This window comes from uncultured Methylibium sp. (genome assembly GCF_902826655.1).
Taxonomy (GTDB): Bacteria; Pseudomonadota; Gammaproteobacteria; order Burkholderiales; family Burkholderiaceae_C; genus Methylibium.
This window is the reverse complement of sequence record NZ_CADEFR010000032.1, coordinates 20739-39340: the sequence shown is the minus strand read 5'-3', so window position 1 is coordinate 39340 and position 18602 is coordinate 20739. Positions and strand designations below refer to the sequence as shown.

Annotated in this window: 18 protein-coding genes and 1 pseudogene; 3 read left to right on the top strand and 16 right to left on the bottom strand. The window is 67.9% G+C overall.

Annotated elements, in window-relative coordinates:
- The 11 genes and pseudogenes from QZV97_RS13475 to QZV97_RS13425 all read right to left on the bottom strand — a co-directional run.
- Positions 1–584 (bottom strand): annotated as a pseudogene (locus QZV97_RS13475) (glutamate synthase subunit alpha); the annotation flags it as partial.
- Positions 585–716: 132 nt separating this feature from the next.
- Positions 717–1409 (bottom strand): transposase, encoded by a 693-nt coding sequence (locus QZV97_RS13470; protein ID WP_295642916.1) that lies wholly within the window; start codon positions 1407–1409, stop codon positions 717–719.
- 81 nt (positions 1410–1490) lie between these two features.
- Positions 1491–2618, bottom strand: a complete 1128-nt coding sequence (locus tag QZV97_RS13465; RefSeq protein WP_295642912.1) for a porin — start codon at positions 2616–2618, stop codon at positions 1491–1493.
- A gap of 175 nt (positions 2619–2793) precedes the next feature.
- Entirely contained in the window at positions 2794–3942 is a 1149-nt protein-coding gene (locus QZV97_RS13460) for a deoxyguanosinetriphosphate triphosphohydrolase (protein WP_295642909.1), read from the bottom strand.
- A gap of 20 nt (positions 3943–3962) precedes the next feature.
- Positions 3963–5081, bottom strand: coding sequence for a 3-dehydroquinate synthase (gene aroB / locus QZV97_RS13455; protein WP_295642906.1), 1119 nt, complete (start codon positions 5079–5081; stop codon positions 3963–3965).
- 30 nt (positions 5082–5111) lie between these two features.
- Positions 5112–5666: a shikimate kinase gene (locus QZV97_RS13450; protein WP_295642903.1), complete on the bottom strand. Its 555-nt coding sequence runs from the start codon at positions 5664–5666 to the stop codon at positions 5112–5114.
- 30 nt (positions 5667–5696) lie between these two features.
- A complete protein-coding gene (locus QZV97_RS13445) occupies positions 5697–7886 on the bottom strand; it encodes a type IV pilus secretin PilQ (protein ID WP_295642900.1) in 2190 nt (729 codons plus the stop codon).
- Complete coding sequence (locus QZV97_RS13440) at positions 7883–8434, bottom strand: pilus assembly protein PilP (RefSeq protein WP_295642897.1); 552 nt, start codon at positions 8432–8434, stop codon at positions 7883–7885. Before QZV97_RS13440 ends, QZV97_RS13445 begins: the two co-directional genes overlap by 4 nt.
- Complete coding sequence (locus tag QZV97_RS13435) at positions 8431–9150, bottom strand: type 4a pilus biogenesis protein PilO (protein WP_295642894.1); 720 nt, start codon at positions 9148–9150, stop codon at positions 8431–8433. The genes QZV97_RS13440 and QZV97_RS13435 overlap by 4 nt, the downstream gene beginning before the upstream one ends.
- 10 nt (positions 9151–9160) lie before the next feature.
- Positions 9161–9790, bottom strand: a complete 630-nt coding sequence (locus tag QZV97_RS13430) for a PilN domain-containing protein (RefSeq protein ID WP_295642891.1) — start codon at positions 9788–9790, stop codon at positions 9161–9163.
- Positions 9787–10845, bottom strand: a complete 1059-nt coding sequence (locus tag QZV97_RS13425) for a pilus assembly protein PilM (RefSeq protein WP_295642888.1) — start codon at positions 10843–10845, stop codon at positions 9787–9789. The genes QZV97_RS13430 and QZV97_RS13425 overlap by 4 nt, the downstream gene beginning before the upstream one ends.
- A 264-nt stretch (positions 10846–11109) precedes the next feature.
- Between QZV97_RS13425 and QZV97_RS13420 the strand changes: the two genes are divergently transcribed.
- Positions 11110–13491 (top strand): penicillin-binding protein 1A, encoded by a 2382-nt coding sequence (locus QZV97_RS13420; RefSeq protein ID WP_295642885.1) that lies wholly within the window; start codon positions 11110–11112, stop codon positions 13489–13491.
- A 1-nt stretch (position 13492) separates the two neighbouring features.
- Here the strand turns inward: QZV97_RS13420 and cyaY are convergent, their stop codons facing one another.
- Positions 13493–13858: an iron donor protein CyaY gene (gene cyaY / locus QZV97_RS13415; RefSeq protein WP_295642882.1), complete on the bottom strand. Its 366-nt coding sequence runs from the start codon at positions 13856–13858 to the stop codon at positions 13493–13495.
- A 15-nt stretch (positions 13859–13873) separates the two neighbouring features.
- Between cyaY and QZV97_RS13410 the strand changes: the two genes are divergently transcribed.
- Complete coding sequence (locus tag QZV97_RS13410) at positions 13874–14026, top strand: lipoprotein (RefSeq protein ID WP_295642879.1); 153 nt, start codon at positions 13874–13876, stop codon at positions 14024–14026.
- Complete coding sequence (gene lysA / locus QZV97_RS13405) at positions 14026–15303, top strand: diaminopimelate decarboxylase (protein WP_295642876.1); 1278 nt, start codon at positions 14026–14028, stop codon at positions 15301–15303. The genes QZV97_RS13410 and lysA overlap by 1 nt, the downstream gene beginning before the upstream one ends.
- Here lysA and QZV97_RS13400 read toward each other — a convergent pair.
- The 4 genes from QZV97_RS13400 to QZV97_RS13385 are packed head-to-tail and all read right to left on the bottom strand — an operon-like array spanning position 15300 to position 18600.
- Entirely contained in the window at positions 15300–16295 is a 996-nt protein-coding gene (locus QZV97_RS13400; RefSeq protein WP_295642872.1) for an oligopeptide/dipeptide ABC transporter ATP-binding protein, read from the bottom strand. The genes lysA and QZV97_RS13400 overlap by 4 nt on opposite strands.
- Positions 16292–17293, bottom strand: coding sequence for an ABC transporter ATP-binding protein (locus QZV97_RS13395; RefSeq protein ID WP_295642869.1), 1002 nt, complete (start codon positions 17291–17293; stop codon positions 16292–16294). Before QZV97_RS13395 ends, QZV97_RS13400 begins: the two co-directional genes overlap by 4 nt.
- Positions 17290–17667: a hypothetical protein gene (locus QZV97_RS13390; RefSeq protein WP_295642866.1), complete on the bottom strand. Its 378-nt coding sequence runs from the start codon at positions 17665–17667 to the stop codon at positions 17290–17292. The genes QZV97_RS13395 and QZV97_RS13390 overlap by 4 nt, the downstream gene beginning before the upstream one ends.
- A 24-nt stretch (positions 17668–17691) precedes the next feature.
- A complete protein-coding gene (locus QZV97_RS13385; RefSeq protein ID WP_295642863.1) occupies positions 17692–18600 on the bottom strand; it encodes an ABC transporter permease in 909 nt (302 codons plus the stop codon).
- Positions 18601–18602: the final 2 nt, after the last annotated feature.

Here is an 18602-nt window from a genome sequence, read left to right as displayed (position 1 = left end):
GTGAGCTTGAGCGCCTGGATGGCGCTGCTGGCGGTCTTGCGGATCACGTAGAGCTTGCGCTCCAGCGCGTCGGGGACGATCACGTCGGCGCCGCGGCCGATGAAGATCTGGCGGATCACCGGTTCCTTGGCGCGGACCGTCGGCGACATCGGCATCTCGCGATCGACCGGCACGTCGCGCCAGCCCAGCAGCGCCTGACCTTCGACCCGCACCGCACGCTCCAGCGCCTGCTCGCAGGCCAGTCGCGAGGCGTGCTCCTTGGGCAGGAAGATCATGCCGACGCCGTACTCGCCCGGCGGCGGGAGTTCGATGCCTTGCTGCGCCATTTCGGCGCGGTAGTACTCGTCCGGGATCTGGATCAGGATGCCGGCGCCGTCGCCCATGAGCTTGTCGGCCCCCACCGCGCCGCGGTGGTCCAGGTTCTCGAGGATCTTCAGACCCTGGCTGACGATGTGATGGGCCTTCTGCCCCTTGATGTGCGCCACGAAGCCGACGCCGCAGGCATCGTGTTCGTTGGCGGGGTCGTAGAGCCCGTGCAGGCTGGCGGCGTCGATGTCGGGACGGGTCGGGGCGGGCAGCGACATGGCGCTCTCCTGTCAGGCAGACGGGCGTGAAGGCTACTGCAGCGCAGCAATGCTGACAACAAGAATTAAATGGTGACAGGCACCTATTAATCTAAAGCGGCATCGCAAGTGAATTTTATTGGGGACATATGACTATGCTGCCAACTTGCGAGGGCGTCCGCGACGTCTGGGAAGGATCGCCCTGCTCACGTCGACCGCGACACTCCGGCCGAAGTCGGCCGAGCCCAGGATCCAGCCACCGCGCAATGCAGCCTCGATCGCAAGGAGTTCTCCAGGAGTGAGCGCATGCTCTGACAAAGACCGATAGCTGGCACCGCGCTCGAACGGTGTGTTCCCCAAGGCCCAGTAGGCTGGCGGGTCGACGATCCAGGCCAGCGTTCCTTGTCCGGTGTGATGCCCGAGGCTGGATCGCGGGACGCCCATCACGGCGATCGCGCCACCGACGGAACCGTCACTCTGCTCGACGTAGCGCATGCAAGGCACGAGCCAGGCCGACGGATCGATCGGCGCCGCGCGGAAGCGCCCTTCCCACAGACTGCCCGACCGCCCATGACGACGATTGAAGTCATGCGCATGGCGACGCGACAAGGACTGCATGAAGCGACTCAGCGCCGACGCATCGACCGGTGTCACGACCAGATCGAAGCGGTCGTCGCGCAAGCCATAGGCGTGAACGGCGACGCCGCGCTCGTCCGCCATCTGCTGCAGGTACTGCACGAAGCGCATCCGGTCCTCGTCGTCGCGAACCATGGGCTGCTGGTGCTGGGCGCGCTGGCTCACCAGGTGCGGCAAGCCGGCGATCGCGAGACGGGGCAGACGGGCCACGGGGCTTGAAAGGAGAAGCGGAAAGAAAAAGGGCACCTTGCGGTGCCCTGGAGTTGTACCCGGTCGCCCGGGTGACGTCGATCAGAAGCGGTGGCGCACGCCGACCATGAAGGACGTACGGTCATCGGCCGGGCCACCGACCGCAGCCTGCGTGCCGTTCACGATCATGCCGCCCTTCAGCTTCACGTAGTCGACCACCGCATAGGCGTCGGTGCGCTTGGAGAAGGCGTAGTCGACCAGGAAGGCAAACGAGTCGATCTTGCCGGTGTTGACGCCGGCGGTGTTCGATTGCTCGATGTACCAGTACTGGCCGCCGATCAGCAACGCCGGCGTGATGTTGAACGTGACGCCAGCGGTCGTGAGCTCGCGTTCCTTCGTCTGGCCGGCGATGGTGGGCAGCGCCACGGTCAGGCCGGTGCCGAGCAGCAGCGTCGGGATCTGCGTCACCGGGTAGCCAGTGTCCCACTCGTTCTTGTAGTAGGCCACGTTGGCGTAGAACGGGCCCGACGTGAACGAACCGCCGATGTTGTAGTTGTCGGCCTTGGTGCCATTGAGGGCTTCGGTCTGGATGTAGCCACCGCCCAGCGCGAAGGCGCCGAAGGTGTAGCGGCCCGCCAGGCCCATGGACTTGGCGACGTCGGGGCTGCCCTCACCAGCGCTCACCTGGGCCGCCAGCAGCAGACCGCCGGTGGCCAGCGTGTACTTCACGCTGTTCGGGAAGCGCGCGTAGTAGTTCGTCGCGGCCGCGCCGGCATTGGTGCCGCCGTTGCCCATGAACACCGTCTCGTGCTTGAAGGTCTCGATGTAAGGCGAGAACTTGAACGACGGGTAGGTCGACGTGACCACGTCGAAGATCACGCTGTACTGACGCCCGAGGGTGACGCGACCCAGCGTGCTCGACTGCAGGCCGACCCAGACTTGCGACCACTGGGCGACGTTGGCCAGGGCGCCGTCGTCCGACGTGAAGCGCTGCTCCATGTTGGCCACCGCACGGAGGCCACCGCCGAGGTCCTCGTTGATCGTCATGCCCCAGCGGCTCTGCGACAGGCCGCCACCCACCATGCGGGTCACGGTGTCCTTGCCAGCGCCTTCGTTGTCCGAGATACGAACCGCAGCATCGACGATGCCGTACAGCGTGACGCTCGACTGGGCCTGCGCGGCGCCAGCGATGGCCGACAGCGCGGCAAGAGCGAGCAGGGATTTCTTCATCGAGCTATCTCCTAAGGTTCTTGGAATCGTCTACAGCGGCCCTTGGCGGGTCGCACGGCTCAGCCACAGTGCGGTAGGCAGCTGTCTGGCGGCAATATATCGACGGCCTTCCAGGGACAACATCGGGGCAACACTCGATGTTGCAATTTGTTGACACGACGTGGAGCAGCCTGTCTCAGCCCATTGAGGGAAACACCCGATGCCCGGTCAGGCGGTGATGCTCCCGCAACGCGTAGCGATCCGTCATGCCGGCGATGTAGTCGGCTACAGCACGTGTCGGCTCGACATCGGGCCGCAGGGCGCCGGCGGGAGCGAGCCCCCCGGCATAGGCGGAGAAGAGGTCGCCGATCACGGCCTGCGCCTGCGCGCTGGTCTCGTGGACCTGCGGATGCCGGTACAGCTGCGCAAAGAGGAAGCGCTTGAGCTCGGTGCTCTCTGCACGCATGGCGTCCGAGAAACGCAGCAGCGCGGGCAAGGCACGGACCCGCTCGACGCTGTGCGGCGCATGGTCGGACAGCGCAAGCCGCGTCGCGGCGATCACATCCAGCACCTGCGCCGACAGCAAACGCCGGAGCATCTCGTAGAGCAGACGCCGACCGACCAGGCCCGGATGCTCCGCGCGCGCAGCGGCCAGATGGCGGGCCACGAGCGGCACGCCCTCCAACTGCTCGACGGTGATGAGACCGGAGCGCACACCGTCGTCCAGATCGTGCGCGTTGTAGGCGATCTCGTCGGCCAGGTTGCACAGCTGAGCCTCCAGCCCGGGCTGGCTGCCGTCGAGGAAGCGTCGGCCGACGCCACCGGGCTCGTCCGCCTCGAGCGCAACGGCGTTGCGTCGCGAGCAGTGCTTGAGAATGCCCTCGCGCGTCTCGAAGCTGAGGTTCAGGCCGTCGAAGGCCGCGTAGCGTTCCTCGAGGCGATCGACCACCCGCAGCGACTGCAGGTTGTGTTCGAAACCGGCGCTGTCGGGCGCCGCCTTGCGCAGGCAGCGATCGAGCGCTTCCTGTCCGGCATGACCGAACGGGGTGTGACCCAGGTCGTGGGCCAGTGCGATGGCTTCGGTCAGGTCCTCGTTGAGCGCCAGCGCGCGAGCGATCGACCGGGCCAGTTGCGCGACTTCGAGCGAGTGCGTCATCCGCGTGCGGAACAGGTCGCCTTCGTGATTGAGGAAGACCTGCGTCTTGTAGACCAGACGCCGAAACGCCGTCGAGTGCACGATGCGGTCGCGATCGCGCTGGTAGGCGTCGCGCGTCGGTGCAGGAGGCTCGGCATGGCGCCGGCCGCGGCTGACCTGGCTGTGGCTGGCGTAGCGCGCGAGCTCCATGCGCCAGCGATGGGCCGTGCTCAGTCGCCGTGTTGCGCGAGCACCTGGCGGACGATGTCGTCCGGTGCACCGCGCAGGACCGCACGACCCAGGCCGTCCAGCACGACGAAACGGATCTCGCCGGCTTCGGCCTTCTTGTCGGCCCGCATCAAGGCGAGATAGCGGTCGGCGCCAAGAGCCGGACCGCGGACCGGCAGACCCGCGCGCTCGATCAGCCGCACCAGGCGTTGCGCATCGCTTTCGGCCAGCAGACCCAGGCGGGACGACAGCGCGGCCGCCATCGCCATCCCGCAGCCCACCGCCTCACCGTGCAGCCACACACCGTAGCCGAGCCCTGCCTCGATCGCGTGGCCGAAGGTGTGGCCGAAGTTCAGGATCGCGCGCAGGCCGGATTCGCGCTCGTCCGCGCCGACGACCAGCGCCTTGATCTCGCACGAGCGCCGCACGGCGTGACGCAGGGCGGCCGGATCCCCGGCCAGCAGGTCGTCGAGATGCGCCTCGATCCAGTCGAGGAAGGGCACGTCGGCGATCGGCCCGTACTTGATCACCTCGGCCAGACCGGCCCGCAGCTCTCGTGCCGGCAGCGAGCGCAGGCTGTCCAGGTCGGCCACCACGCACAAGGGCTGATGGAAGGCGCCGATCATGTTCTTGCCGCGCGGATGGTTGATGCCGGTCTTGCCGCCCACCGACGAGTCGACCTGCGCGAGCAGGGTGGTCGGCACCTGGACGAAGGGCACGCCGCGCATGAAGCTCGCCGCGGCAAATCCCGTCATGTCACCGACCACGCCACCCCCCAGCGCGTAGAGCACGGTCTTGCGGTCGGCCCCGACGGCCAGCAGCCGGTCGAAGATCAGGTTCAGCGTGGTCCAGTCCTTGTGGTCCTCGCCATCCGGCAGCGTGACCAGCTCCACCTGGCGATGACGCGACTTCAGGGCAGCCTCGAGGGCCGCCGCATAGAGCGGCGCCACGGTGGCATTGCTGACGATGACGGCCATCGAGCCACGCGGTACGGCGTCGTAGCTGCCCGGGTCGCCGAGCAGACCCTGCCCGATGTGAATCGGGTAGCTGCGCTCCCCGAGATCGATCGACACCGTCTCGATGGAAGGGGCGCGGAGCTTCGGCGTGGCCAGCACTTGCATGCCGCTATTTTAAGCGGCGCCCTCTTCGCCTCAACGCGGCGGTTCGACCGGAGAGGGCACGCGGGCCGGATCGACGATGCCGGCGAGCTCGAGCTGCATCAGGATCATGCCGACGAGCGTATGGACGGTCGGGCGACCGGTCTCGATGACGAAGTGGGCCGTCTCGCGGTAGAGCGGATCGCGCTCCCGATAGAGCTCCTGCAGCTTGGCCCTCGGGTCCTTGACCTGCAGCAGCGGGCGTTGTGTGTCGTGCCGCAGGCGGCGCTGGAGCTCGTCGGGCGACGACCTCAGGTAGATGACCGTCGCAGAGTCGTGCAGGGCGCGCCGGTTGGCCTCGCGCAGGACCGCCCCTCCTCCGGTGGCCAGCACCCCGTCATGGTCGGCGCAAAGCTCGGCCACGACGGCCTGTTCGATCTCGCGGAAACGCGCCTCGCCGGCACGGTCGAAGAAGCTGCGGATCGGCTCACCCAGGCGCTTCTCGATGACGCTGTCGGTATCGAGGAAACCGACGTCGAGCCGGCGGGCCAGAAGTCGCCCCACGGACGACTTTCCGGATCCCGGCAGACCGACGAGCGCCAGGCGCATCGGCGGCCTCCGGATGGCGGCCCTGGAGGGTCAGCGCTGGGCGGCAGCCGACGAGCGGTCCATCACCACCTTCGGGGTGAGGAAGACCAGCAGTTCGGTCTTGTTCGCGGTGCGCGTCTTCGTGCGGAACAGCGCGCCCAGATACGGCACGTCGCCCAGCACCGGCACCTTCGTCGTGTCGGTCTGCTCGGTCTGCTCGAAGATGCCACCGATCACGACCGTGCCGCCGTTGTCGACCAGCACCTGCGTCTTCACGTGCTTGGTGTTGATCAGGATGCCGGCCGCGGTCGTCGCGCCCGCACTGTCCTTGTTGACGTCGACGTCGAGGATGATGTTGCCCTCGGGCGTGATCTGCGGCGTGACTTCGAGCTTGAGCACGGCCTTGCGGAACTGGATCGCCGTCGCGCCGCTCGAGGTGGCGGTCTGATAGGGAATCTCGGTGCCTTGTTCGATCAGGGCCTTGACCTGGTCGGCCGTGACGATGCGCGGGCTGGAAACGATCTTGCCCTTGCCATCCGCCTCGAGCGCGGAGATCTCCAGGTTCAGGAAGCGCGTCATCGCACTGTTGAACAGGGACACGGCGAACGAGCCCGCGTTGTAGCCGTTCTGGCCGATGGCCGGCAGATTCACGAGGTAGGTGTTCGGCACGTAGCCGCCTGGATTGGGCGGGGTCTGGCCCGTCGTCTCGCCGACGCCGAGATAGTTGCCGCCGTAGGCCACGTTGCGCGACGGCACGACCTGGTTCACGCCGAGCTTCACGCCGAGAGACTGCCCGAAGGTGTCCGTCGCCTCGACGATCCGCGCCTCGATCAGCACCTGCCGCACCGGGATGTCGATGCGAGCGATGATCTGTGCGACTTCCTCGAGCTTGGACGGGATGTCGCTGATGAACAGCTGGTTGGTGCGGCTCTCGTACACGAGGCTGCCGCGGGGCGACAGGATGCGGCTGTTGGTCGACTGCCCACCGCTGCCACCGCCGCCGCCGCTGTTCTGCCCGCTCTGCTGGCCGGTCAGTCCCTTGGCGACTTCCTCGGCCTTCACGTAGTTGAGCTGGAAGGCCTGCGTGCGCACAGGTTCCAGCGACGCGATCTGCGCCTTCGACTCCAGCTCGAGCTTCTCCTTGGTCGCGATCTCATCCTTCGGCGCGATCCACAGCACGTTGCCGGACTTGCGCACGCCCAGGCCCTTCGCCTGCAGGATGATGTCGAGCGCCTGATCCCAGGGCACGTCCTTCAACCGCAAGGTCACGTTACCGGTCACGGTATCGCTGGTCACGACGTTGAAGTTCGTGAAGTCTGCGATGACCTGCAGCAGCGCCCGGACCTCGATGCTCTGGAAGTTCAGCGACAGCTTCTCGCCGGCGTAGCCCGGGCCTTGGGTCAACTTGTTGGGATCGACCTTCTGCGGCCGCACCTCCAGCACGAACTGGTTGTCGGTCTGGTAGGCACTGTGTTCCCAGACGCCGGTCGGCTCCACCACCATACGGACCTTGTCACCGCTCTGGAAGGTCGAGACGGTGCGCACCGGGGTACCGAAGTCGGTCACGTCGAGGCGACGGCGGAGGTTCTCCGGCAGGTTGGTCTTCAGGAATTCGACCACCAGGTTCTGCCCCTGCTGGCGAATGTCGACGCCGACCTGGTTGCTGGGCAGCTCGACGACCACACGTCCGGCTCCATCCGGTCCGCGACGGAAGTCGAGCTGGCGCAGCACCTGAGGCGCCTGGTTCTGGCTGTCCGCAAAGCGCACGGGGGAAGGCGTCGCAGCCGTTGCAGCAGCGGGTGCCGACGGACTGGCCGCAGCGGCGATCCCGCTGCCGGTGGTCTGGAGCGTCAGCACGAGGACCTTGCCTTCGAGCGTCGCCGCATAGGTACCGGGCTGGCGGAGGTTGAGGACGAGTCGCGTGCGATCCCCGGCCTGCGCCACACCCACCGACCGCAGATTGCCCTGGTTGATGTCGACGGTGCTGCGCCCCATCGCGTTCGAGATCCCCGGCAGATCGATCGCAACGCGCGGCGGAGTCTGGACCGCGAAGCCCGTCGGCACGGCGGCCAGGGGCTCGCTCAGCTCGATGCGGACGACGTCAGCCGTTCCCTGCTGGGTGCTGTTGATCGACTGGATGGCGTTCTGCGCCGATGCGCCGAAAGCGGCCAAAAGCATCGACAGCGCGACGGCGGCAACTCGCCACTGGTTCATGGTCGTGATCTCCCAAGCTGTTCTCATCGCGCCTTCTCCTGCAGCTGCAAGGCAGAGGGACGCTCTATCCATTCACCCGCGGCATCCTGAACGACTTCACGCACGGACACCTCGGTCTCGGAGATCTTGGTGATCTTCCCGTAGTTCTGACCGAGGTAGTCCCCCACCTTGACCTGGTAGAGCAGGTTGTCGACGCGCAGCAAGGCGTAAGGCCGCCCCTGGCGGGCGACGCTGCCGACCATGCTCATCGAGTCGAGCGGATAGGCCTCGAGCGGCTCCTTGCGGCGGTTCAGTTCGCCGGCCAGCAGGGAATTCGGCTGACGCGCCTCCTGCTTGAGCGCCACGGTCAGCTTCTGGCTGCTGAAAGGCTCCACCGCCCTCGCCTGCTCATAGGCCTGCGGGTCGAAGCGCTTCGGGGGCGACAACGGCGCGATGTTCGGGCGCACCTCGCGCTTCTGCTGGTCCATCCACACGCGCAACTCTTCCTGCTCGGTCCCACAGGCGGCCACCAGCAAGGAAACCGACAGAACCGGCAGCAGCCGCGCCCGGGCAAGCCCTCGGATCAGCGTCTTCATTTCTTCGCTCCCGCCTTCTGCGCGGCGTCCTTCGCCTTGCGCTGCGACTCGACCTCGGCCGGATCGAGGTAGCGGTAGGTGCGCGCCAGCGCATCCATGCTCAGATTGCCGGTGCCCGCGGTAGCGGCAGTCGCCGGCGCCCCGCCCGGGCCGATCCCGGTGATGTTGAGGTTGTGCAGCGTGACGATGCGCGAGAGGTTGGCGACGTCGGACGCGAATGCGCCGATGTCGTGGTATCGCCCGGTCACCTTGATCGAGATCGGCAGTTCGGCGTAATAGTCCTTGACCGCCACCTGGCCGGGGCGGAACAGCTCGAACTGCAGGCCGCGGCCCAGGCCCGCCTGGTTGATGTCGGACAGCAACGCGTCCATCTCGGCCTTGCCGGGAAGTTGCTTCTCGAGCTGGGTCACGTACTCCTGCACCTGGATCTTCTGCTTGCGCAGCTCGTCCAGATTCACGGCCTGGGCCAGCTTGTTGCGGTAGTCCTGCCGCAGCCCCGGCTCACGCGCACGCTCGGCCTCGAGCTCGTCGGTGGTCGACGACAACAGCAGGAACCATCCGAAGACCACCATGGCCAGCGCGACGGCGAGGAATGCCGCCGCCTTCGGCAGCCACGGCCATTGCCCGGGTTCGCTCGTGTTCAGGCCGCGGAACTGCCCGGACAGCTCGTGCAGGACCGAGTTCAGATCGACGTTGATGTTCTTCTTCGATGCCATGGCTGCTCCCTCAGGACCTCGGCACCGCAGCCGGCGCCGAAGCACCGCCTGCACCTGGCGCAGCCTGCTTGTCGGCTTCCTGCGGGCGCTTGATCGTGATCCTCATCGAGAAGTCGAACAAGCGCTTCTGCTCGCGGTTAGCGGTCGTCAGGTTCGCAGCCTTGATCTCGACGAGCTCCGGACGCTCGAGCCAGGTCGAGTTGTAGGCCGTATTGCGCAGGAACTCCGACACCCGCTCGTTGGTCTGCGCGATGCCGTTGACCGCGACGACCTGGCCGTCCTGCTTGATGGCCGTCAGATAGACGCCTTCGGGCGTCTGCTTCACCAGCTCGTTGAGCAGGTAGACCGGCACGTTGCGATCGGTCTGCAGATCCTCGACCGCCTTCTGGCGCGCCTTGAGGCTGTCGATCTCGGCCTTGAGCGTGGCGATGTCCTTGATCTGCTCTTCGAGCTTCTTGATCTCGGCGCTCAGGAAGGCGTTGCGCTCCTGCTGCGTGCTGATCATCTGCTGCAGCACCAGGTACCACATGCCGGCGACCGCGATGCCCGCAGCGGCGGCAACGCCGAGGCCGGCGAAGAAGGCCTTCTTGCGGCGCTGACGCCTCTCCTCGCGGTGCGGGAGAAGGTTGATGAGAATCATGACAGGAATCTCCGCATCGCCAGGCCGCAAGCGGTCAGGTAGGCCGGGGCCTCGCGGCGCAGCTTGCTTTCGCGCACCGCCGAGCCGAGGCGCATGCCCTCGAAGGGATTCACGACCATCGACGCGAAGCCGGTCAGTTCGGTCACGCGTTCCTTCAGGCCCGGCAGCGTCGCCGTGCCGCCACCCAGCATCACGTAGTGCACCTTGTGGTGCGGCGTGCTGGTGAAGAAGTACTGCAGCGCCCGGCCGATCTCCTGGGCGAGGCTGTCGACGAAGGGCACCAGCAGGCTGGATTCATAGTCCTCGGGCAGGTCGCTCGCCAGCTTCTTCTGCTCGGCTTCCTCGAAGGAGAAGCCGTACTGGCGCGAGATCATCTGCGTGAGCTGCGAGCCGCCGAACGCCTGGTCGCGGTCGTACAGCAGCTCTTCATCGCGCAGCACCTTCAGGCTGGTCGTCTCGGCACCGATCTCGAACAGCGCCACCAAGGCGTCCCGACCCTCGTTCGGCAGCGCCGACACGATGCGCGTCATGGCCAGCCGCGACGCATGAGACTCGATGTCCAGCACGACCGGCTTCAGGCCGGCCGCCTCGGCCAGCCCCTGACGGTCCTGCACCCGGTCTTTCCGCGATGCAGCAATCAGCACCTCGACGTCGCCGGCCGAACTGGGGCTCGGGCCGACCACGCAGAAGTCCAGGCTGACTTCGTCGAGCGAAAAGGGGATGTACTGGTTGGCCTCGGACTCGACCTGGAGTTCCAGTTCCTCGTCGCGCAGGCCCGCCGGCAGCATGATCTTCTTGGTGATCACCGCCGATTGCGGCATTGCCAGCGCCACGCGCTTGGTCTTGGTACCGCTCTTGCTGACCACGCGCCGCACGGCGTCGGCGACCTCGTCGAACTTCTCGATCTGGCCGTCGGCGATCCAGCCCTTTTCAAAGCTCTCGGTCGCAAAGCGCTCGAGCACGTACTCGCCCGACCCGGATTGAGCCAACTCGACGAGCTTGACGCTCGATGAGCTGATGTCCAGCCCGACGAGCGGCGCTTGCTTGCCCCCCATCAACCCGTCAAGAAAGCCCACTCGGTCTCCCGCTCGCCGTGCTTCGGCTGTTAAGAAGTTACTTCAATGCTAGCAGTAAAGCCTTTGTGTCCCAATGCTTTAGGACCGCCTTGGGCAGGCGCGCCACGGCCTCCCGTTGCAAAACTCACACGCTGAACAAGCTGTCACTTCTGCGTGTGCGCAAGCACCTCGTCGACGCTCGGATTCCAGGGCCGGGACCGGACTCGGTGCGTTTCTATAATCGTTGACCCTAGCAGGAGGCTCATGAGCGCCCACGAAAGCACGCCCCCCGCCGGCCCGTCGAAGCCCCTGTTCTCCGGTTTCCTCTCCAATCTGCCGGCCGCCGTCCGGTGGCCGCTGCAGGCACTGCTGGCCCTGGTCGGCTTGGCGCTGGCCGCGGCCCTCGGCGGCCTCGCCCTCGCAGCGATCGCCTTGTCGGTCGCCTATCCCAACCTGCCCGAGATCAGCAGCCTGACCGACTATCGGCCCAAGCTGCCGATGCGCATCTACTCGGCCGACGAGGTGCTGATCGGCGAGTACGGCGAAGAGCGCCGCCAGTTCGCGCCGATCGCCGACATCCCCAAGGTCATGCGCGAGGCCGTGCTGTCCATCGAGGACGCGCGCTTCTATCAGCACGGCGGCGTGGACTACATCGGCATCGTGCGCGCCGGGCTCGCCAACGTCGGCGAGTCGCGCAGCCAAGGGGCGTCGACCATCACCATGCAGGTCGCGCGCAACTTCTACCTGCCGACCGAGAAGACCCTGACCCGGAAGATCTACGAGATCCTGCTGGCGCTGAAGATCGAGAGCCAGCTCAGCAAGGACCAGATCCTCGAGGTCTACATGAACCAGATCTACCTCGGCCAGCGCGCCTACGGGTTCGCGGCCGCGTCGGACATCTACTTCGGCAAGCCGCTCAAGGACGTGAGCGTCGCCGAGGCCGCGATGCTGGCCGGCCTGCCGAAGGCACCCTCGGCCTACAACCCGATCGCCAACCCGACCCGCGCGCGGCAGCGCCAGCAGTACATCATCGAGCGGATGTTCGAGAACGGCTACGTCACCGAGGAGCAGGCCGAGGCGGCCAAGGCCGAGCGCCTCAAGTACCGGCGCAACCTCGACGTGCCGCTGCACGCCGAGTACGTCGCCGAGGCGGCGCGCCAGCTGATCTTCGCGCAGTACGGCGAGAGCGCCTACACGCGCGGCCTGCACGTCTACACCAGCGTGCGCTCGGTCGAGCAGGAGGCCGCCTACCGCGCCTTGCGTCGCGGCATCACCGACTACGAGAAGCGTCAGGTGTACCGGGGCCCCGAAGGCTACGTCGACCTGCCCAAGGACCCGAAGGCGCTCGACGCACGCATCGCCGAGGCCCTGGACGAGCACCCGGACAACGACGAGATCAAGGCGGCCGTCGTGCTCGAGGCCGACCCGAAGAAGGTCGTGGCCGTGCTGCAGAGCGGCGAAACGCTGACGATCACCGGAGAAGGCCTGCGTCCCGCCACCTCGGGCCTGGCGCCCAAGGCCAAGCCGACGGTCCAGGTCCGTCGCGGCGCCGTCGTCCGCGTCATCAAGGGCGCGAAGGACGCCTGGTCGATCACCCAGGTGCCGGAAGTCGAGGGCGCCTTCGTCTCGGTCGACGCGCGCACCGGCGCGATCCGCACCATGGTCGGCGGCTTCGACCACGCCAAGAGCAAGTTCAACCACGCGACCCAGGCGTGGCGGCAGCCGGGATCGAGCTTCAAGCCCTTCATCTACTCCGCCGCGCTGGAGAAGGGCTTCACGCCGGCCACCGTGATCAACGACGCGCCGCTGTTCTTCGACGCCGCGACCACCGGCAGCCAGCCGTGGGAGCCCAAGAACTACGACGGGACCTTCGAAGGCCCGATGTCGATGCGGCGCGCGCTGGCGAAATCCAAGAACATGGTGTCGATCCGCATCCTCGAGGCCATCGGCACGGGCTATGCGCAGAGCTGGATCGCGCGCTTCGGCTTCGACGCCGAGAAGCACCTGCCCTATCTCCCGATGGCGCTGGGCACGGGCTCGGTCACGCCGCTGCAGATGGCGACGGCCTATTCGGTGTTCGCCAACGGAGGCTACCGGGTCAGCCCGCTGCTGGTGACGCGCGTCACCGACAACAAGGGCCGCATCCTGGTCCAGTCCGAACCGGCGCCGCCGGCCGAGAGCGCGCGCGTCATCGACGCCCGCAATGCCTTCGTGATGGACAGCCTGCTGCAGGAAGTCACCCGCACCGGTACGGCGGCGCGCGCGCAAGCCACGCTCAAGCGGTCCGACGTCTATGGCAAGACGGGGACCACCAACGACTCGCACGACACCTGGTTCGCCGGCTTCAGCCAGGGCGTGGTCGGGGTGGTGTGGATCGGCTACGACCAGCCGCGCAAGCTGGGAGACCGCGAGACCGGCGGCGGCCTGTCGCTGCCGGTGTGGATCGACTACATGGGCGTGGTACTGAAGGGCTCGAAGCCCAGCGAGTTCGTCGCGCCGCCCGGGCTGATCAACGTCGGCGGCGAGTGGTACTACGACGAGTACGGCCCCGGCAACGGCATCAGCAGCGTGGGCCTGGAGGAGCCGCCCGCGGTGCCGACCACCGAGGAAGAGCGCAAGAGCATCCTCGACCTGTTCAAGAACTGACTCAGCCGGCCGCCGCCTCGAACGTCAACGGCTTGCCGGCCTGTTCACTGGCGCAGCGCGACAGCACGGCGAAGAACTCCTCGCCGGTCTTGGTGTCGTGCCACCGGCCGTCGACATGGCGGTAGTGATAGCCGCCGCTGCGGGCAGCCAGCCAGATCTCCTGCAGCGGCGGTTGCGTGTTGACGACGATCTTGCTGCCGTTCGGAAAGCTCAACTCGAGCAGGCCGCCGGTGCGCGCGCCGTCGATATCCACCACATCCTGCTGCAGCCACCGGTCGATCTGCAGCTCGATGCCACTCAGCAGCGCGCGAGTCAGCGATTGGTAGTCGGCGTCGCTCAGCGACCGGGTCGGTGCGGAAGGGCTCATTCGTAGAATCCGGGGATGAAGACGCTCGCAAACATTCTAGGCAGCCGCATCACCGCGATCGCGTTGTGTGTATCGGCCAGTCTGCTCGCCGGTTGCGGTCAGAAGGGTCCGCTGTTCCTTCCCGCGCCGGCCTCCGCCGCGTCGGTGCCTTCGCCGGCGACGCGGTGATGAAGCTGCCGGGCCATCCCTTCGTCGCCTACCGCGGCGAGCAGCTCTGCATCGACGACTGCACGGCGACCGAGCTGGCGGCGCGCTTCGGCACGCCGCTCTACGTCTACTCGCGCGCATCGATGCTGGCCGCGCTGGCACCGTACCAGCGTGCGCTGACCGGGCGCGAACACCTGCTGTGCTACGCGATGAAGGCCAACTCCAGCCTCGCCGTGCTGCAGACCTTCGCCCGCGCCGGCTGCGGCTTCGACATCGTCTCGGGCGGCGAGCTCGAGCGCGTGCTGGCCGCCGGCGGCGACCCGGCCCGGGTCGTGTTCTCGGGCCTGGGCAAGACGCGCGCCGAGATGCGGCGTGCGCTGGAGGCCGGCGTGCACTGCTTCAACGTCGAGAGCGAGTCCGAGCTCGGCGTGCTGTCGGAGGTGGCGGCTGCCGCGGGCCGGCGCGCGCCCGTCAGCCTGCGCGTCAACCCCGACGTCGATGCGGGCACGCACCCCTACATCTCGACGGGACTGAAGGCCAACAAGTTCGGCATCGCGCACGACCGGGCCCTGGCCGCCTATCGGCATGCAGCGCGCCTGCCGGGCCTCGAGGTCATCGGTATCGACTGCCACATCGGCTCGCAGATCACCGAGACCTCGCCCTACATCGACGCGCTGGACCGCCTGCTCGATCTGGTCGAGGCGATCGAGGCCGAGGCCAGCCTGCGCATCCGCCATCTCGATCTCGGTGGCGGCCTGGGCATCCAGTACACCGACGAGGCGCCGCCGCCAGCCGACGTGCTGATCGGCGAGCTGCTGGCGCGCATCGACGCGCGCGGCCACGGGCATCGCGCGCTGGTCTTCGAGCCCGGCCGTTCGCTGGTCGGCAATGCCGGCGTGCTGGTCAGCGAGGTGCTGTACCTCAAGCCGGGCGAGGAAAAGAACTTCTGTGTCGTCGACGCCGCGATGAACGACCTGATGCGTCCGGCCATGTACCAAGCGACGATGGCCATCGTGCCCTGCACGCTGCGTGACGGCGCTCCCGTGGTCTACGACGTGGTCGGTCCCGTGTGCGAGTCCGGGGACTGGCTGGGTCGGGATCGTGGCCTGGTCGTGCAGGCCGGCGACCATGTCGCGGTGCTGAGCGCCGGCGCCTACGGCATGAGCATGGCCAGCAACTACAACACCCGCCCGCGCGCCGCCGAGGTCATGGTCGACGGCGCGCACGCGACGCTGATCCGAGAACGCGAAGTGCCGGCGGCCCTCTTCGCCGGCGAGTCGCTGCTGCCGGACGACTAGATCCGCCCCTCTTCCACGGCGTGGCAGGCGACGCGGATACCGCCGACCGCCTGCAGCGCCGGCCGTTCCGCCTTGCAGCGCTGGTTCGCATGCGGGCAGCGCGGGTGGAAGCTGCAGCCGGTGGGCGGATTCAGCGGATTCGGCACCTCGCCCTGCACCGGCGTGCGCGCGCGACCGCTGAGGTGGATGTCCGGGATCGCATCCAGCAGCATGCGCGTGTACGGATGGCGGGGTGCCGAGAACAGCGCGTGCTTCGGCGCCATCTCGACCAGCCGCCCCAGGTACATCACGCCCACCTCGTCGGCGACGTGTCGAACCACCGCGAGGTTGTGCGAGATGAACAGATAGGTCAGGCCGCGCTCGCGCTGCAGGTCCTTCATCAGGTTCAGGACCTGCGCCTGCACCGACACGTCGAGCGCCGAGGTCGGCTCGTCGCAGACCAGGAACTCCGGCTCGGTGGCCAACGCGCGCGCGATGGAGATGCGCTGGCGCTGCCCGCCCGAGAACTGGTGCGGGTACTTGACCGCATCCGCGGCACCGAGCTTCACGGACGCGAGCAACCCCGCCACGCGCTCGCGCAGCGCCACCGGATCGCGCTCGATGCCGTGCTCGACCAACGGCTCGGCCACGATGTCGTGCACGCTCCAGCGCGGATTCAGGCTCGCATACGGATCCTGGAAGATCATCTGCAGCCGCCGCCGCAGGCCCTGCCCGCGCGGCGACGCCAGGGCCTGAGTGGCGTCTTCGCCGTCGAAGCGCACCGCGCCCGCGCTGGGCGCATGCAGGCCGACCATCAGCTTGGCCACCGTGCTCTTGCCACAGCCCGACTCGCCGACCAGCGCCAGCGTCCGGCCGCGCTCGATCGCGAAGCTCACACCGTCCACCGCATGCACGATCTGCCGCGGCTTGCCCTCGAGCAGGCGATTGAGCCAGGGAGCCGAGACGTCGAAGCGCTTCGCCAGATCCCGAACCTCGACCAGTCCGGCGCTCAAGCCGCCTCCCCGACCGGTGCGGCGGCCAGCCAGCAGGCGGCACGCGTCGCACCGGCGCCGACGAGCTCGGGTCGCTCGCGCCGGCAGCGCTCGACGACCTGCGGGCAGCGCGGGTTGAAGGCGCAGCCTGCGGGAATCGCGTTCAGCCGCGGCATCGCCCCGTCGATCTGCACCAGCCGTTCGCGGTCCTCGTCCATCGCCGGGATCGATCCCATCAGCCCCGCGGTGTACGGATGGGCCGGCGCGTGGATGACGTCGCGCACCGGGCCGAGCTCGACGACGCGCCCCGCATACATCACCGCCACGCGGTCGCAGGCCTCGGCGATCACGCCCATGTCGTGCGTCACCAGCATGACCGCGGCGCCGTGTTCCTTGCACAGCCTCCTCAGCAGGCCGATGACCTGGGCCTGGATCGACACGTCGAGCGCCGTGGTCGGCTCGTCGGCAATGATCAGCTCGGGCCGGGCCGCCAGCGCCAGCGCGATCACCACCCGCTGGCGCATGCCGCCCGAGAACTGGTGCGGGTAGTGATCGATGCGCGCTTCCGGCGCGGGGATCCCGGTCTCGCGCAGCAGGTCGACGGCTCGCGCGCGCGCGCCCGCCTCGTCCAGGGGGAGGTGGGTGCGGATGGTCTCCACCAGCTGCCGGCCCACCGTGTACAGCGGGTTCAGCGACGTCAGCGGGTCCTGGAAGATCGCTCCGATGCGCCGGCCGCGGATGCGGCGCATCGCGGCCGGCGGCAGGTCGTCGATGCGCTCGCCGCCGAGGCGGATCTCGCCGGCCGCGATGCGACCGGGCGGCTCGAGCAGCCCGATGATGGCCGCGCCGGTGAGCGACTTGCCGGCACCGGACTCGCCGACCACGCCGAGGATCTCGCCCGGAGCGATGTCGAAGGAGACGCCGTCGAGGGCGCGCAGCGTGCCTCGGCGACCGGGGAACTCGACCACCAGCCCGCGCACCTCGAGCAGCGGCGTCCCCGCGCCGGCCGCACGGTTCACCGCTGCGCCACCTTCACGCTGCAGCCGCCGACCGGCTCCTCGTGCTCGACCCTGACCTCGAAGTCGCTGGCCAGCCGGTTGTCCTTGACGGCCACCAGGTAGTAGCGTGTGCAGGCCCGGACGTCCAGCGCGACCGTGCGCGTCTCGCGCAGGCCGGCGCCACCAGGCGGCGCCTGCACACGCACCATCCGCCGTCCCGGGTCGACCTGGACCGGGTTGCTGTTGACCGAGCGACCGTCGACATCGAGGATCAGCACCGGGTAGGTGTCGATCGGCGTCACGTGGTAGCGCCGCCCGTCGAGCTGCGCGTATTGATAAGGCGTGGCGCAGGCCGCCAGCAAGACGGTCGCGGCCAGGCAGGGCAAGGTCTTCATCGAGATCTCCTTGGCAGGGTTCGATCAACGCAGGCGCGGGTTCAGCGCATCGCGCAGCCAGTCGCCCAGCAGGTTCACGCTCAGTGCGATCAGCACCAGCATGGCGCCCGGAAAGATCGTAATCCACCATTCGCCGCTGAACAGGAAGTCGTTGCCGACGCGGATCAATGTCCCCAACGACGGTGAGGTCGGCGGCACGCCGACCCCCAGGAAGCTGAGCGTCGCCTCGGTGATGATGGCCGTCGCGATCTGGATGGTGGCGAGCACGAAGACCGGGCCCAGCACGTTGGGCAGCACGTGGCGCCGCATGATGCGCGCCGGCGTCACGCCGATGACGCGTGCGGCCTGGACGTACTCCTTCTGGCGCTCGACCATCGTCGAGCCGCGCACCGTGCGCGCGTACTGCACCCAGCCGGTGAGGGCGATCGCGAGGATCAGCACGCCGAAGGCGAGCGTCTCGTGCGCGTTCGGGAACAGCGCCCGGCCGACGCCGTCGATCAGCAGCGCGATCAGGATCGACGGGAAGGACAGCATGACGTCGCAGACCCGCATGATGAAGGCGTCGATCCGTCCGCCGAGGAAGCCGGAGACGAGGCCGAGGGTGACGCCGATGGCCATCGACAGCAGCACCGAGGCGATGCCGACGGCCAGCGAGATGCGCGCGCCGTACATCAGCGCAGAGAGGATGTCGCGGCCCTGGTCGTCGGTGCCGAGCAGGTAGGTCGACCGACCCTCGTCCATCCAGGCCGGCGGCAGGCGCGCGTCGCCCAGCTCGAGCGTCGCCAGGTCGAAGGGGTTGTGCGGTGCGACCCAGTTCGCGAACAGCGCGCAGAACAGGCAGGTGAAGGCGATCAGCGCCGCGACGATCGCCACCGGCGAGCTGCGGAAGCTGTGCCAGACGTCGCTGTCGAGGAATCGCTGCCAACCCGTCATGG

What these genes read in the sequence shown, in the direction of transcription:
- QZV97_RS13465 (WP_295642912.1), bottom strand. Translation starts at nt 2,618, where the DNA reads ATGAAGAAATCCCTGCTCGCTCTTGCCGCGCTGTCGGCCATCGCTGGC.
- QZV97_RS13460 (WP_295642909.1), bottom strand. Translation starts at nt 3,942, where the DNA reads ATGGAGCTCGCGCGCTACGCCAGCCACAGCCAGGTCAGCCGCGGCCGG.
- aroB (WP_295642906.1), bottom strand. Translation starts at nt 5,081, where the DNA reads ATGCAAGTGCTGGCCACGCCGAAGCTCCGCGCCCCTTCCATCGAGACG.
- QZV97_RS13450 (WP_295642903.1), bottom strand. Translation starts at nt 5,666, where the DNA reads ATGCGCCTGGCGCTCGTCGGTCTGCCGGGATCCGGAAAGTCGTCCGTG.
- QZV97_RS13445 (WP_295642900.1), bottom strand. Translation starts at nt 7,886, where the DNA reads ATGAGAACAGCTTGGGAGATCACGACCATGAACCAGTGGCGAGTTGCC.
- QZV97_RS13440 (WP_295642897.1), bottom strand. Translation starts at nt 8,434, where the DNA reads ATGAAGACGCTGATCCGAGGGCTTGCCCGGGCGCGGCTGCTGCCGGTT.
- QZV97_RS13435 (WP_295642894.1), bottom strand. Translation starts at nt 9,150, where the DNA reads ATGGCATCGAAGAAGAACATCAACGTCGATCTGAACTCGGTCCTGCAC.
- QZV97_RS13430 (WP_295642891.1), bottom strand. Translation starts at nt 9,790, where the DNA reads ATGATTCTCATCAACCTTCTCCCGCACCGCGAGGAGAGGCGTCAGCGC.
- QZV97_RS13425 (WP_295642888.1), bottom strand. Translation starts at nt 10,845, where the DNA reads ATGGGGGGCAAGCAAGCGCCGCTCGTCGGGCTGGACATCAGCTCATCG.
- QZV97_RS13420 (WP_295642885.1), top strand. Translation starts at nt 11,110, where the DNA reads ATGAGCGCCCACGAAAGCACGCCCCCCGCCGGCCCGTCGAAGCCCCTG.
- cyaY (WP_295642882.1), bottom strand. Translation starts at nt 13,858, where the DNA reads ATGAGCCCTTCCGCACCGACCCGGTCGCTGAGCGACGCCGACTACCAA.
- QZV97_RS13410 (WP_295642879.1), top strand. Translation starts at nt 13,874, where the DNA reads ATGAAGACGCTCGCAAACATTCTAGGCAGCCGCATCACCGCGATCGCG.
- lysA (WP_295642876.1), top strand. Translation starts at nt 14,026, where the DNA reads ATGAAGCTGCCGGGCCATCCCTTCGTCGCCTACCGCGGCGAGCAGCTC.
- QZV97_RS13390 (WP_295642866.1), bottom strand. Translation starts at nt 17,667, where the DNA reads ATGAAGACCTTGCCCTGCCTGGCCGCGACCGTCTTGCTGGCGGCCTGC.
- QZV97_RS13385 (WP_295642863.1), bottom strand. Translation starts at nt 18,600, where the DNA reads ATGACGGGTTGGCAGCGATTCCTCGACAGCGACGTCTGGCACAGCTTC.